Annotated in this window: 8 protein-coding genes and 1 tRNA gene; 5 read left to right on the top strand and 4 right to left on the bottom strand. The window is 75.3% G+C overall.

Annotated elements, in window-relative coordinates; all coding sequences use genetic code 11:
* Positions 1-68 precede the first annotated feature (68 nt).
* Positions 69-1826, bottom strand: a complete 1758-nt coding sequence (locus IHE55_RS14100; RefSeq protein WP_307826656.1) for a PP2C family protein-serine/threonine phosphatase — start codon at positions 1824-1826, stop codon at positions 69-71.
* 789 nt (positions 1827-2615) lie between these two features.
* Here IHE55_RS14100 and IHE55_RS14095 point away from each other — a divergent pair.
* A complete protein-coding gene (locus tag IHE55_RS14095; RefSeq protein WP_197989343.1) occupies positions 2616-3296 on the top strand; it encodes a bifunctional DNA primase/polymerase in 681 nt (226 codons plus the stop codon).
* A gap of 1642 nt (positions 3297-4938) precedes the next feature.
* On the opposite strand, the gene IHE55_RS14090 is transcribed toward IHE55_RS14095, so the two are convergent.
* The 3 genes from IHE55_RS14090 to IHE55_RS14080 all read right to left on the bottom strand — a co-directional run bounded on the left by IHE55_RS14090 (position 4939) and on the right by IHE55_RS14080 (position 8160).
* Positions 4939-5919 (bottom strand): DUF5926 family protein, encoded by a 981-nt coding sequence (locus IHE55_RS14090; RefSeq protein WP_197989342.1) that lies wholly within the window; start codon positions 5917-5919, stop codon positions 4939-4941.
* 502 nt (positions 5920-6421) lie between these two features.
* Positions 6422-7156 (bottom strand): ATP-binding protein, encoded by a 735-nt coding sequence (locus IHE55_RS14085; RefSeq protein ID WP_372442675.1) that lies wholly within the window; start codon positions 7154-7156, stop codon positions 6422-6424.
* A gap of 62 nt (positions 7157-7218) precedes the next feature.
* Entirely contained in the window at positions 7219-8160 is a 942-nt protein-coding gene (locus IHE55_RS14080) for a glycerophosphodiester phosphodiesterase family protein (protein ID WP_197989340.1), read from the bottom strand.
* Positions 8161-8954: 794 nt separating this feature from the next.
* Here IHE55_RS14080 and IHE55_RS14075 point away from each other — a divergent pair.
* The 4 genes from IHE55_RS14075 to IHE55_RS14060 all read left to right on the top strand — a co-directional run bounded on the left by IHE55_RS14075 (position 8955) and on the right by IHE55_RS14060 (position 11642).
* On the top strand, positions 8955-10049 hold the full coding sequence (locus tag IHE55_RS14075; RefSeq protein WP_372442673.1) for a S1C family serine protease: 1095 nt from the start codon (positions 8955-8957) through the stop codon (positions 10047-10049).
* Between the two features lie 43 nt (positions 10050-10092).
* A tRNA-Ser gene (locus IHE55_RS14070) sits at positions 10093-10179 on the top strand.
* Positions 10180-10504: 325 nt separating this feature from the next.
* On the top strand, positions 10505-11092 hold the full coding sequence (locus IHE55_RS14065) for a hypothetical protein (protein WP_197989338.1): 588 nt from the start codon (positions 10505-10507) through the stop codon (positions 11090-11092).
* A gap of 298 nt (positions 11093-11390) precedes the next feature.
* The gene (locus tag IHE55_RS14060) at positions 11391-11642 is read left to right on the top strand and encodes a hypothetical protein (protein WP_197989337.1); all 252 of its coding nucleotides are present in this window, start codon (positions 11391-11393) and stop codon (positions 11640-11642) included.
* The last annotated feature ends 746 nt before the right edge of the window (positions 11643-12388 follow it).

The raw sequence follows: 12388 nt of genomic DNA, 5'->3' as shown, positions 1-12388 counted from the left end.
CCGCGGCGGGGGGTGCAGGCCCCGGGTGCGGCACGGGCGGGTCACGGTACGCGCGGTGCGGGCGACGCTCAGACGAAGTGCGCGGCGAGCAGCACGACGTCCTCGGTGCGGTCCCCGGCGGTCCCGCCGTCCGGCAGCACCGTCCGCAGCACGTGGTCCACCACCGCGTCCGGATCGTGCCGCAGCGCCCGGGGCACCCCGGCCGCCGCCGCGTGCAGCCGGGCGAAGGACCGGTCCATCGGATCCCCGGCGCGGTGCAGCAGACCGTCGCTGTACAACAGGAGCGTTTCTCCAGGGGCGGGCTCGATGCTCACACTGGGCGCCTCCCAGCACGAGAGCATGCCCAGCGGGGCGGAGAGCGACGTCTCCACGTACTCGGTGCGGTGCTCGCCGATGATGAGCGGCGGGCAGTGCCCGGCACCGGCCAGCACCACCCTGCGCAGCTCCGGCTCGCAGTACGCGAAGAGGGCGGTGGCGGTGCGGGCCGGCTCGGTGAGGCGGAGCAGCAGTTCGAGGTCGGAGAGGACCGCCACCGGGTCCTCGCCCTCCATCACCGCGTACGCGCGCAGGGAGGCCCGCAGCCGGCCCATCGCCGCGACCGCGCTGGGCCCCGAACCGGAGACCGCGCCGACGGCGAGCCCGAGCGCCCCCTCCGGGAGCGGCAGGGCGTCGTACCAGTCGCCGCCGCCGTCCCGGGCCGCCCGGTGCCGTACGGCCAGCCGGACCCCGGCGGTACGGGGGAGCCGGGCGGGCAGCAGTCCGTCGCGGAGGGTGGCGAGGGCGGCGCGGGCCCGGGTGAGTTCCAGCAGCCGGGCGAGGTGTTCGGCGGCGTACCGGCAGTACAGCGCGAGCAGATGGCGCTGGCGTTCGACCGGCTGCGTCGGCTCGTCGTACAGCCACACCGCACCGCCGAGCCGGCCGGGGGTGGCGCAACCGCGTCCGGCCGCGGGGGCGGGCCCCGGCACCCCGGTCACGCCGGCGGGCCCGGCAGTGTCGCCGGTCCGGGTCGCGCCGCCGGGCCGGGATACGCCGCCGACGGTGTCCGGCGCCGCTGCCGCGGCCCGGGGCGGGCCGCCGGGACCGGTTCCGGGTACCCCGCCGCCGGCGCCGGGGGTTCCCGGGCCGGCCCCCGGGACGTCCGCCCCGGCTCCCGGCACGCCGGCACCGGACGGTCCCGGCGGTACCGGGGTGCCGAGCCCGGTCCCGGTGCCGCTGGTGGTGGCGGAGGCCGGCCGGCCGGCCTCCCCCGGGCACTCCGCCCCTGAGGTCCCGGGCCGGGCGGGGGACGGCGCGCCCCCGTGGAACCCCGCGGGTTCCGGCGCCACGGGTTCCGCCGGCCCCGGAGCGGCCGGCGGGACGATCGGCCCGGGGGCGTCGGTGCCGGGCGCGGCGTCGGTGCCGGACGGGCCGAGCGGGTCGAGCGGCACCGCGTAACTGGCCGCGTAACCGAGCCGGGCCGCCACCTCGCGGTGCCGGGGGTCGAGGTCCTCCTCGCTCGCCAGGTCGGGGTGGACGACCTCGGGGCGCGGGGCGTGCGGCGCGGGGAGCCCGTCCAGGAGGTGGCCGGCGGAGGCGGTGCCGCGGGGGATGGTCTCGATGTGGCCGAGGTCGGCGCGGCCCAGCCCCAGGCCGATGGTGGTGACCGGGCCGAGCCCGTCGGCGGGTTCCAGGGCGACCAGTCCCCGGCGGGCCCCGACGAGGGCGGCACCGGCGCGCAGGAGTTCGTGGAGCGCGCTGTCCAGGGTGGTGGTGCGCGCGAGGCGTTCGGTCAGTTCGTGGAGCGTGGTGAGGTCCGAGACCCACCCCGCCAGCCGGTCGAGAACCACGGCGTCGGGCGGGGGCGGTGGCGCGGAGGCGGCGGCGACCGGGTCCGCAGTGTGGGCAGGAGGAGGGACGGATGGATCGATTCCAGCCACTTTATGGGAGTGGTGCGGACTCATGGTTCTCTGCCTCCGCGGGCTCGCGGGACCATGACGGCCGCAGGGGGCTCCGGCCGGCTCTCGCTGAGGATTCTGTCCCGGTTTGAAGGAGATAGCGGCATCTTTCCACCACCGCCGCCCGGCTACCAGGAGGGCGCGTACCGCTCCATAGCATCGCAAACCCCCTGTTCGCGCTGCGCGCTACCGGCTTCCAGGTCTACACGCACGGACAAGGGGATGTCCAGCATTGTCCCGGTGGGGTCGGTGGTGTTTGCAGGGAAATCAAGTTGGCCGAAAAAAGCCCAGCGCCCTTCCGTGTTGAGTTCGACTGGCCTCCTTCGACAGCGCGTCATATCCACCTCAGTGGGTACGTAATCGGAGAAGGGCAGGGGCAGTTCGTGTCGCCCTGGAACCCTGCGGTGGCGCCGGGCGTCCTAGCCGGTGGCGGCCGTGCCCATCCCCGAGTGGCGGGTCAGAGCACCGAGCACAGGACAGGCGGCAAGCGCCAGGCGCACGCCACCCCCCGCCACGTTCCACGCTCGGCCCGCGGCGTGATGCGCTGCCTTGTACGCGCAGTGACTAGTGATCCACGTGGTGTGACGGACCCATCGGTTCCGAACAGCGCCACCAGTGCCACGCAATGCCCTGTAGTGCGACGGATACGGCCCTCGGCGTTCACGGAAAGGACGAGCGTTCATGCGCGACCTCCCCGGAAGGCGACGCAAGTTCCCTCTTCTGCGACAGAGCGGTGGGCAGGCGGTGCTGCGCGCGGCGCTCACCTGCGCCACGCAGTGGCGATGGCCGGTGGTACCCGGCGTCGGCCTGCGGCAGGGCGGGGGCGGGCGCCCTGACGAATGCGGCTGCCCGCACCCCGACTGCGCGGTGCCCGGCGCCCACCCGTTCGACCCCGGCCTGCTCGCCGCCACCACCGACGCGCGGATGGTGCGCTGGTGGTGGACGAACCGACCCAACGCTCCGGTCGTCCTGGCCACCGGTGGCCGCGGCCCCTGCGCCGTGAGCCTTCCAGCGGTGGCGGCGGCACGCGCCCTGGCCGTACTGGACCGGGCCGGGGTGCGGGTCGGCCCGGTGGTGGCCGGTCCCACCCGCTGGGCCCTGCTGGTCGCCCCCTACGACCTGGAAGAACTCGGCGAACTCCTCCACAACCAGGACTGGGTTCCCGGATCGCTGCGCTTCCACGGCGAGGGCGGCTACCTGGTACTGCCGCCGTCGCGGACCGGTGGCGGCCAGGTGCGCTGGGAGCGGGCACCGCATCGGCGCGCCGCCGACCAGTGGCTCCCGCAGGTCGGCGCGGTGCTCGACGCACTGGTCGAGGCGAGCACGAGCGCGCCGGGCGGCGGCAGCCGGCTCGCGTACTGACCCGGTCCGCACCGGCGGCGTGCCGCCGCGGGTGGCGGCGGGGGTGTCCGGGTACGGCGGCGTGAGCGGAGGTACGCCGCACGGCCCGGCCCCCACCCGTCGGCCGTTTGCGGCCCGCGGGTGCGCGACGTGCGGGCGCACCCGTTCCGGTGCGCGCCGGCACATCGGCGAGGTACGCCGGGCACCCGGGGCGCGCCGGTGACCGCCCGGGTGCTCCTTCCGGGGCGCGGCGGTGTGCGGCGGGCCGTGCCGGTCCGGCGCCCCGCCGGCCCGTGGCGGGGCGCCGCGCGCGGCCGGCGTCCCGCTCCCGGGGGGACAGGGACGCCGACCCGCACCCGTGTCCGCCACCCGTGCACCTGTACATCCGCATCCGTACATCGCCCGTCCGCCGGTGCCGGCCCGTACCGGTACGCCGTGTCCGTGCCCGTGTCTGCGTCGGCCGCCCCTGTCACGGCCCGCGTACCGGTTCCCCGTCCCACGGCAGGTACCGGTGCGCCGGCCTCCGCCCGCACCCCGGGCCCCCGGGAGCGCCCGGTCCCCCGATCCCCGCACCGCGGGGCTGATCGCTCCCGGTACCCCCGCCTGACGGACGCCGCGCCGGTGGCCGGTGTGCGGTGCCTGGTGCCCGCGTGGGGGGATCGTGTCCGGGCGGCGGGCGGCGGGCGGCCTCTGCGGCGCGGTGGCACCGGGTGCGCAACCACAAATGTCATCGCGGCGCAACGGTGGGTGAATGTCCGAATGCCGACCCTGGGCGCCCGGGCGCACCGGTCCACGGTCGTGCTCCGGGGCCGGCCGCGCCCTGAACCGTCACCGTCCGGGGCGGGCGCGTCCGCCCCTTCCGCCGGGCCGGAGAGACCCGGGCGCCGTGTATCCGTACGGCGTCCACGCCCCCACCCGGCGCCCGGAACCCCGGACCCGGATCCGCGCCCGCGGGGACGAGACCCCCGCCGGTCCCGGCGGGGCGGCGGACCGGGGCCGATGGCCCGTTACCGGCGCCCGGCTCCCCCGCCCCCGCTTCCCTCCCGCTCCGCCCCGCGCCGGCTTCGGTAACCGGCCCGGGGGAACGGTGAACCGAAATGCGCGCCGCGGCGGAACGGCGGAAGGGCGATGAAGTGCACGGCACCGACCGGTGATACCGGCGTGTTAGCGGAAGTGCCGCAGGAGGCGGTGGGCGCGGGGCGTCGCGCACCCCGGGGAGAAGAAGTGCGACACCGCACGGGTAACGGTCCACACCGGCGGTCCGGCGGAAGTCGGAAACGACTTCGACCACACATCCGGTGATCCGTGCGATGTTATGGAAGGGGGCCCGGGGGGCGTGCGCCGGTCGGACGGGAAGGCGTCCGGACGGCTGTCCGGGGCGGCCGGGGGCCTTCTTGCCTCTGAGGCAACTCGCCACCGTCCTCCGGCCGTTACGAGCGGCCGGGCGGGGCGTGCGGGCGGTTCCGGGCATGGAAGCGCCCGGTCGCTGGCGACGGGGGATGCACCAGCGACCGGGCTTCTAGAACCGTAACAAGAGATCGGCGGTTCGCAAATTCCATCGCGGATTTCCGGACGCCCAATTCCCCGATATTGACGGGAGTTGTGAGCAGAGTCACTCTCTACCGGTCTCTTTTGTTACCCAGGATCACTATTGATATCAGTGTCAGCTCAGAGTTACCTGTCGATTGGTGAGCCCGCCGCGTGCCCGCCGTTCCTCACCGGTGAGCGGCGTGTCGGAGGAGAGTGCCTCGCCGAGGCGCTCCGCGAAGGCGACCGCCGGCTTCTCCACGTCCTCGGCGCCGACCGCGGTCGGCAGGTCCCACACCGGCACGGTCAGGCCGTGGGCGCGGAAGGAGCCGACGAGCCGGGTGCCCTCGCCGAGCGAGGAGGCCCCGGCGGCGTGCAGCCGCGCCAGGGCGTCCAGCAGCTTCTCCTCCGGGTGCGCCATCACCCAGCGCAGGTGGTTCTTCTCCGGGGTACGGCACCAGTAGGCGGCCGTCACGCCGGTGAGCCGGACGGTCGGGATCGCGGCGGCGTTGGCGCGCTCCAGCGAGGCCGCGACCTCGCCGCCGGCGGCCTCCGCGTCCTCCACCCAGAACTCGAACCCCTCGTGCACCACGGGGGTGAAGGGGGCGTCCAGGTCGAGCAGGTCCTGGAGCCGGGGGCCCTCGGCCGAGGCGCGGGCGGCGGCCACCGGGGTGCCCGGTTCGGCGGTCAGGGCGCGCTGCAGGGTGTCGGCCAGGTCGCGGCTGATGTCGCCGGAGGCGGTGTCGTTCTGCAGGCCCAGCAGCACGGCGCCGTTGTCCCGGCGCAACGCGGGCCATGCCATCGGCAGCACGGTGGCCAGGGTGACGGACGGTACGCCGTCCGGCAGCCCGTCCTTCAGGCGGAGTTCGGCGGTGGCGGCGGGCACCAGCTCGCGCAGCGCCACCCAGTCGCACTCCCCGGGCAGCCCCTCGAACGGGCGCTGCACGAGTTCGGTCACGGCGTGCGCGGCGGCCCGGCCGTGGCACGCCTTGTACCGGCGGCCCGAGCCGCACGGGCAGGGCTCCCGGGCGCCCACCACCGGGTAGGTGGCGTCGGCGCTCCCGGCGCTGGCCCGTGCTGCTGCGGTCGTCTTCTGGGGGCGGCGCTTCTTGGCCATGGTGTGGCTGTCTCCCGGTAGGTACGGCTCTGATCTTCGGTGACGCGGCGTACCGGTGCCCGTGCGCGTACGGTCCTCCCGGAGCCCGGAGCCCGGAGCCCGGAGCCCGGAGCCCGGAGCCCGGAGCCCGGAGCCCGGAGCCCGGAGCCCGGAGCCCGTGGTGCGGGTTCCGGAACCCGCGGCGCGAGACCCCGGGGCCGGTCGCGGCCGGGGCCCGGAGCGCGCCGCCCGGGGCGGACGACCGGCGCGGGGCCGGGGCCGGGGCCGCCGCGAGGTCCGCTCGTCCCGGGCCTGCCGGGTCCGGGTGCGGAACCGCCCCGCGGCCGGTCACCGGCAAAGGTCACCGGTCGCCGGCAACGGTCACCGGTCCCGGCAACGGTCTCCGGTCCCCGGTGTCCGGTCGTCCGTGGCCCGTCACCCGCACGCCGGCCGGGCGCCGGGAGGACGCGTACGGCAGAGCAGATACGGGCGCGAGCCTAGCCCGTCGCCCGCGGCGCGTCGGTCAGGCCAGCCCGTCGAGATCGAGCAGGCCCAGATCAGGGCCGAGTTCGGGTCCCAGCTCGGCGGTCGCGACACGCCGCCGACCGGTGCCGGTGGCCACCGGGCCGGACGGGCGGCCGACCCGCGCGGCGAACGGGTCGCGCGCGGACAGCGTGGCCCAGACCGTCACTTCGCCCGAACCATCCCGTACGCCCCAGTTCTCGGAGAGCGCGGTGATGATGTTGAGCCCGCGGCCGCCGCGGGACGTGATCGAAGGAGTGGCCGGAACCGGTCTTGTGGGTCCGCCACCGTCCGTCACCTCGACCGTGAGGCGGGCGCGTTCGTCGATCCGCCAGGCGGCGCGGACGGCCCCGTCCGCGCCGTCGTCGTACGTGTCGTGCCCGTCGTCCCCGCCCGGCCTGCCGTGCCCGTGGGGCCGGTCGTGCCCGCCGCCGCGGTACGCGTCCCGCTCCAGCGGCCGGCCGTGCCGGCACGCGTTGCTGAGCAGTTCCGAGAGGATCAGCACGGCATCGTCGATGACCGCGTCCGGAACTCCGGTCCGCCGCAGATCGCCGCGCATCCGGCGCCTTGCCCGAGCCACGCCGGCAGGGCCATGGGGTACGGCCATGCTCGACGACGTCGGCACTTCCTGTGCCACCACCAACGCCACCCCCGAGACCTCCTTCGCCCCACGCCACGGGATGGATGCCCGGCTGAGCTGGAACGGAAACCGGCCAACTGGCATCGGGTGACGCACACGCCGCGGTCGAACACGTACCGAACGCGCCGGTGCACTCCTCGTCATCGCCCCCGGGTACGCTAGATGCGGCCGAGCTGGGACAGTACGTGTTTGGGCCGGTTGGTGATGATTGCGTCCACCCCGAGGCGGGCGCAGATCTCCACGTCCTCGGGCTCGTCCACGGTCCAGACGTGCACCGCGTGCCCCGCCCGCTGCCACCGGACCACATAGGCCGGGTGGTTCCGTACGATCCGGATGCTCGGCCCGGCGATGTCCACCCCCGCCGGCAGCTGGCCCTCCCGGTGGCGGGGCAGCGCGAACTGCATCAGGAAAACGGTGGGCAGGCCGGGAGCGCCCGCCCGTACCCGCTGCAGCGACCGCGCGGAGAAGCTCATCACCCGTACCGGGGAGGGCTCGTGCGGCGGCGGGGTGTCCAGGCCGAAGCGGCGCAGCAGCTCCAGCAGGCGCTCCTCGACCCGGCCCGCCCAGCGGGTGGGGTGCTTGGTCTCGATGGCGAGCTCCACCCTGCGGCCGGCGTCGCTGACCAGCTCCAGCAGCCGTTCCAGGGTGAGCACGGAGGTGTGGTCGCCGGGGTCCGCGGACCGGCCGGGGGCGGCCGGGCCGGGGTCCGTGGCCGGGCGGCCGGGCCCGTGCGGCCCGCGGCCGGTCCGCCGGGGGCCGCCGGTCCGCTCCGCCGGAGCCTCCCGGTCGGGTGCCTCGCGGTCGGTGGCCTGCCCCTTCCAGGAGCCGAAGTCCAGTGCGGTGAGGTCGGACAGCTCCAGCGAGGAGACCGCGCCGCGGCCGTTGGAGGTGCGGTTGACGCGGCGGTCGTGGACGCAGACCAGGTGCCCGTCGGCGGTCATCCGCACATCGCATTCCAGGCCGTCGGCGCCGTCCTCGATCGCGCGCCGGTAGGCGGACAGGGTGTGCTCCGGGGCGTCCTCGGAGGCCCCGCGGTGAGCGATCACCGAGATGTCCCGTGGTCCTGGTCGGCCGTTCCGGTCCGGGCGAGGGTAGGTCACCGCTTCATCGTCCCACCGTCGGGCAGGAGTACGGGAAACGGGTTCCTGTTTGCCGGTTGTGCGCTATTTCGTCCGGCATAAAAGGCGGCGGCCCCGGCGGTGTCCGCTCCTTACGGGGGTCTGACGCGTCGTGGGAAAAGATTTGCGGTGATGCTCGTACGCGTCCTGGGCCGTCAACAAACTGTCGTGTACCTGATGAGGAGAGAGTCGTGAGCACCGAGAAGCAGGGCCCCGCCGTGCCGCCCGCGCCTGATCCCGCGCCCGATCCGCGTACGGTACCCGCGCAGCCCGGTCAGGCGCCCGCCGCGGACGCCCCGGCGCCGGCCGGCCCGGGGGCGGACGCCCCCGCCTCCCCGTCCACCGGTGCCGCGACCGGTCCCGCCGCCGCGCCCGCGGACACCGCGGTGACCGCCGGCACCACCGCGGCCGGTGCCCCCCCCCCGGCCGGGCCCGCCGCGCCCCCCAGACCCGGGCGCCGACTACGACCTGGCCTCGCCCGCACCGCCGCCCGCCGCCCCGGCCGCCCCGCCCGCCGCACCCGCCGCGGACCCGGTGGCCGCCGCGCCGCAGCCGCCGGCCGGCGCCCCCGCACCCCGGCCCGGTGCCCACCGCCGCCCCCCGCGCCCGCCGCCACCCCGCACGCGGCGGGCCCCGGCGGCTGGTGGGCCGCGGACGGCGGCGCGCCCCCGGCCGGTGCCGGCGGACCGGGCGGCGGCGACTGGGGCAGCGCCCCGCTGCAGACCCCCGGCGGTGCGCCCGCACCCCGCCGCCGTTCCGGCGGGGTGGTGGCCGCGGTGCTGGCGGCCGTCCTCGTCGCGGGCGGGATCGGCGGCGGCGTCGGCTACTGGGCCGCCGAGCGGGACAGCGGCACCGGCTCCACCACGCTCTCCGCGCCCGGCGACCCCAAGGCCGGCAGCCGGGCGCCCGGTTCGGTCTCCGCCATCGCCAACAAGGCGCTGCCCAGCGTGGTGACGATCGAGGCGCACGGCAGCAGCGGCGAGGGCGGCACCGGCACCGGCTTCGTCTACGACAAGGAAGGCCACATCCTCACCAACAACCACGTGGTGGCCTCCGCGGCGGAGAGCGGGGAGCTGTCCGTCACCTTCTCCGACGGCAAGCGGTACGACGCGGAGGTCGTCGGCCGGGCCGAGGGCTACGACGTGGCCGTGATCAAGCTCAAGAACGCCCCCGGCGCCCGGCTCGCCCCGCTGCCGCTCGGCAACTCCGACCAGGTGGCGGTCGGCGACGCGACGGTGGCCATCGGCGCGCCCTTCGGCCTCTCCGGGACCGTCACCACCGGCATCGTCAGCGCCAAGAACCGCCCGGTGGCCTCCAGCGACGGCGGCGGCAGCAACTCCTCGTACATGAGCGCGCTGCAGACCGACGCCTCCATCAACCCGGGCAACTCCGGAGGGCCGCTGCTCAACGCCGACGGGGCGGTGATCGGGGTGAACTCCGCGATCCAGTCCGCCGGGAACGGCGGCGGCTTCGGCGGGGCCCAGCAGTCCGGCTCCATCGGCCTGGGCTTCGCCATCCCGATCAACCAGGCGAAGAACGTCGCCGACCAGCTGATCAGGACCGGTGAGCCGGTCTACCCGGTGATCGGGGCGACCGTCACCATGAAGGACACCGCCGACGGCGCCACGATCGCCCCGTCCGGCGCCGACGGCACCGACGCGGTGATCGCCGGCGGCCCGGCCGACAAGGCGGGGCTGAAGCCCGGCGACGTCATCACCAAGCTGGACGACATGCTGATCGACAGCGGCCCCACGCTCATCAGTGAGATCTGGACCCACCGCCCCGGCGACAAGGTCACCCTGACGTATGAACGGGACGGCAAGGAGTCCACGGTTCAGCTGACGTTGGGGGAGCGCAAGGGCGACAGCTGACGCGCTAGGCTGAGTCCCGCACCGCCTCCACGGAGCGGTGCGGGGAGGCTTGCCCGAGCGGCCTAAGGGAACGGTCTTGAAAACCGTCGTGGCAGCGATGTCACCGTGGGTTCAAATCCCACAGCCTCCGCCCAGGCAGCAACACCGCAGCTCAGAAGGGGTGCCTCCGGACAGGGGCACCCCTTCGGCGTGCGTTCTGTCTCACCCCCGTACCGCCCGTTTCCCCCTGCTGACCAGTACGTTGGCCCATCCGTGGCCCACAGGCCGGGGAGGACCGGGCCGCCCAGCGGCGGTCGGGAGAAGTGGGGACCGTGCCGGCAGCACAAGGAGGAGCGCGACCCCGGGGTCGCGGCACCGGGGGCGCTCCTCGGCCTCCGCCCGGTCATGGACGGGCGGCTCCACCGGAACACATGACCCTGGCGGGAGCCTGCCTCCTGATCGGTAGAGTGCCGGGCATGGGTGCAACGTCTGCGCGGCTCGCCGGGCGCCCCGCTTCGTGGTGGCGCGAACAGTGCCTCCGGCTTCTCGACGCGGATGAGGGGTACGAGCTGTATCGCGCGGCGATGTCCTGGCGCGTCAGCGGCGGAGGATCGTTCACCCCGGATGCCTGGCTGATGGACGTGTGCTCGGCCCTGCTGCTCCGGCAGCCGAAGACCGCGCTGCGCTGCTGCGACATGGCGTTGAGCACCTGGATCGAACGGCCCGGCGACCGGGCCGTGCTGCGCTTCGTCCGTGGCCTGGTGATCGCCGACCACATCAAGGATCCGCAGCGCGCCCCGGACGACCTGGAGTCCGCACTGCACGGCCCGGACTGGCTGGCGGCACAGGCCGCACCCGAGCTGGGCCGGGTGTCGGCGGAGGCGCGGCGTTCACAGGTGCGCAGGCCCCGCGCCACCCCCGCGCCCGGGCCGGACACGGACTACCGGGAGCTGATCTCCTCCCGGGCCTCGTCCCCCGCTCCGGCCCGGACGGCTCCCCTGCCGCCGGATGGAGCGGTTCCCTCGCTCTGGAGCCCGGCCATGATCCGCCTCCGGCGTCCCTGACCTCCGCGCGGCTCGCGAGCGGCCCGGTCGGCTGTACCGGCTGGACCCGGTGCGCGCCCAGTTGAACCGGGCCGGCACCGCGTTCGCGCCGCGGAACCGACGAGCCGCTGCGGACGGACACCGGGAAGCGCCGCGATCGATGACCGGCGTCCCGAAAGAGCACGCCTACTACTCCGGGCTCCTGCAAATCACCGACCAGCGGCCTTGGTTCAGGTCCCGGCCACAATTCCATCACGCCACCCCACACCGCCCCCGCGCCCCGCATGATGCGTCCCACCACCAGCCACCAGGGGGACCCATGCGCATCCGCCTCATCGCCACCCTGCTCGCCGTGCCCACCACCGCCGTGCTCCTGGCCGGCTGCTCCAGCATCGAGGGCAACACCGACAGGCCCGGACCCAGCCGGACCGGCCACACCCTGAAGTCGTCGCTCACCGAGGAGGAGGCCGCCGCGCAGAAGGAAAGGGACATGGAGCTCTGCGTCGACGCGGTCACCGAACGAGCGGGCCACCGACGCGGACGGCGACGTGGAAGCAGACCCGCGCCCTGACACCTGCACCTGGCTGACCGAGAGCGAATACCTGGACGCCTACCTGGACGGCATCCGGCAGGCCGACCAGGCCGGCTAGGACGCGCTGCAACGGCAGGGTGACGAGGACGCCGCCTCGGACCGGTCTCCGGCGCGGCTCACCGGACGTCGGGTCCGCCGCCGCGCCACTCGATCACCGCGGACGTGCCCACCACCAGCTGGTCGGCGTCCTCCGCCCAGCCCGAATCGGCGTGGTCCCCGCGCAGGCGCGGGGTGGCCTGCGTACCGCCCCTGTCCGCTGCCGTCGGCCGGTGTGTCCGGCCCGTCCGTGGCCCACCGGTCACGGGGGGTCGGCCGGCCCGGGCGGCCGGGGGAAGAGCGGATCGTCGTATCGGCACAGGAGAAGGCCGGGCGGCGCGAAAAAAGATGAGTGGGACGTGATCGTGGTGGGCGGTGCGGACGGTCCGCCGCGCCACGCGGTCGCGGCCCCGGCGCGCGCACCCCTCGCTCGGGAGTGCCTCGGGCCCCAGGGGACTTCGGCCCGGGCTGCCCGGAAAGCGGTGCCGCCGGCCGGGGTTCTCGGTCGCAGCACGGGGGCTTGCGGAGGCATGGGGGGTTTGAGTGCTGATGGTCATACCTGCGGGGGAATCGCTGTCTTGAGGGGAATGTGCCCGGCCGGCCGGGGGCATTTCTGCCTCAGCGGCGCACCGGCGCCGGGACAGCACCGATGACGGGAACGGCGAGTTGTGGTGATGCGGTGACGTGAC

It is taken from the genome of Streptomyces pactum (genome assembly GCF_016031615.1).
In the GTDB taxonomy this organism is placed as follows: domain Bacteria; phylum Actinomycetota; class Actinomycetes; order Streptomycetales; family Streptomycetaceae; genus Streptomyces; species Streptomyces pactus.
This window is presented reverse-complemented; position numbering and strand designations above follow the sequence as displayed.

Bases quoted from the DNA above. Each gene is read 5' to 3' on its own strand.
- IHE55_RS14095 (WP_197989343.1), top strand. From the start codon at position 2,616: ATGCGCGACCTCCCCGGAAGGCGACGCAAGTTCCCTCTTCTGCGACAG.
- IHE55_RS14090 (WP_197989342.1), bottom strand. From the start codon at position 5,919: ATGGCCAAGAAGCGCCGCCCCCAGAAGACGACCGCAGCAGCACGGGCC.
- IHE55_RS14065 (WP_197989338.1), top strand. From the start codon at position 10,505: ATGGGTGCAACGTCTGCGCGGCTCGCCGGGCGCCCCGCTTCGTGGTGG.
- IHE55_RS14060 (WP_197989337.1), top strand. From the start codon at position 11,391: ATGCGCATCCGCCTCATCGCCACCCTGCTCGCCGTGCCCACCACCGCC.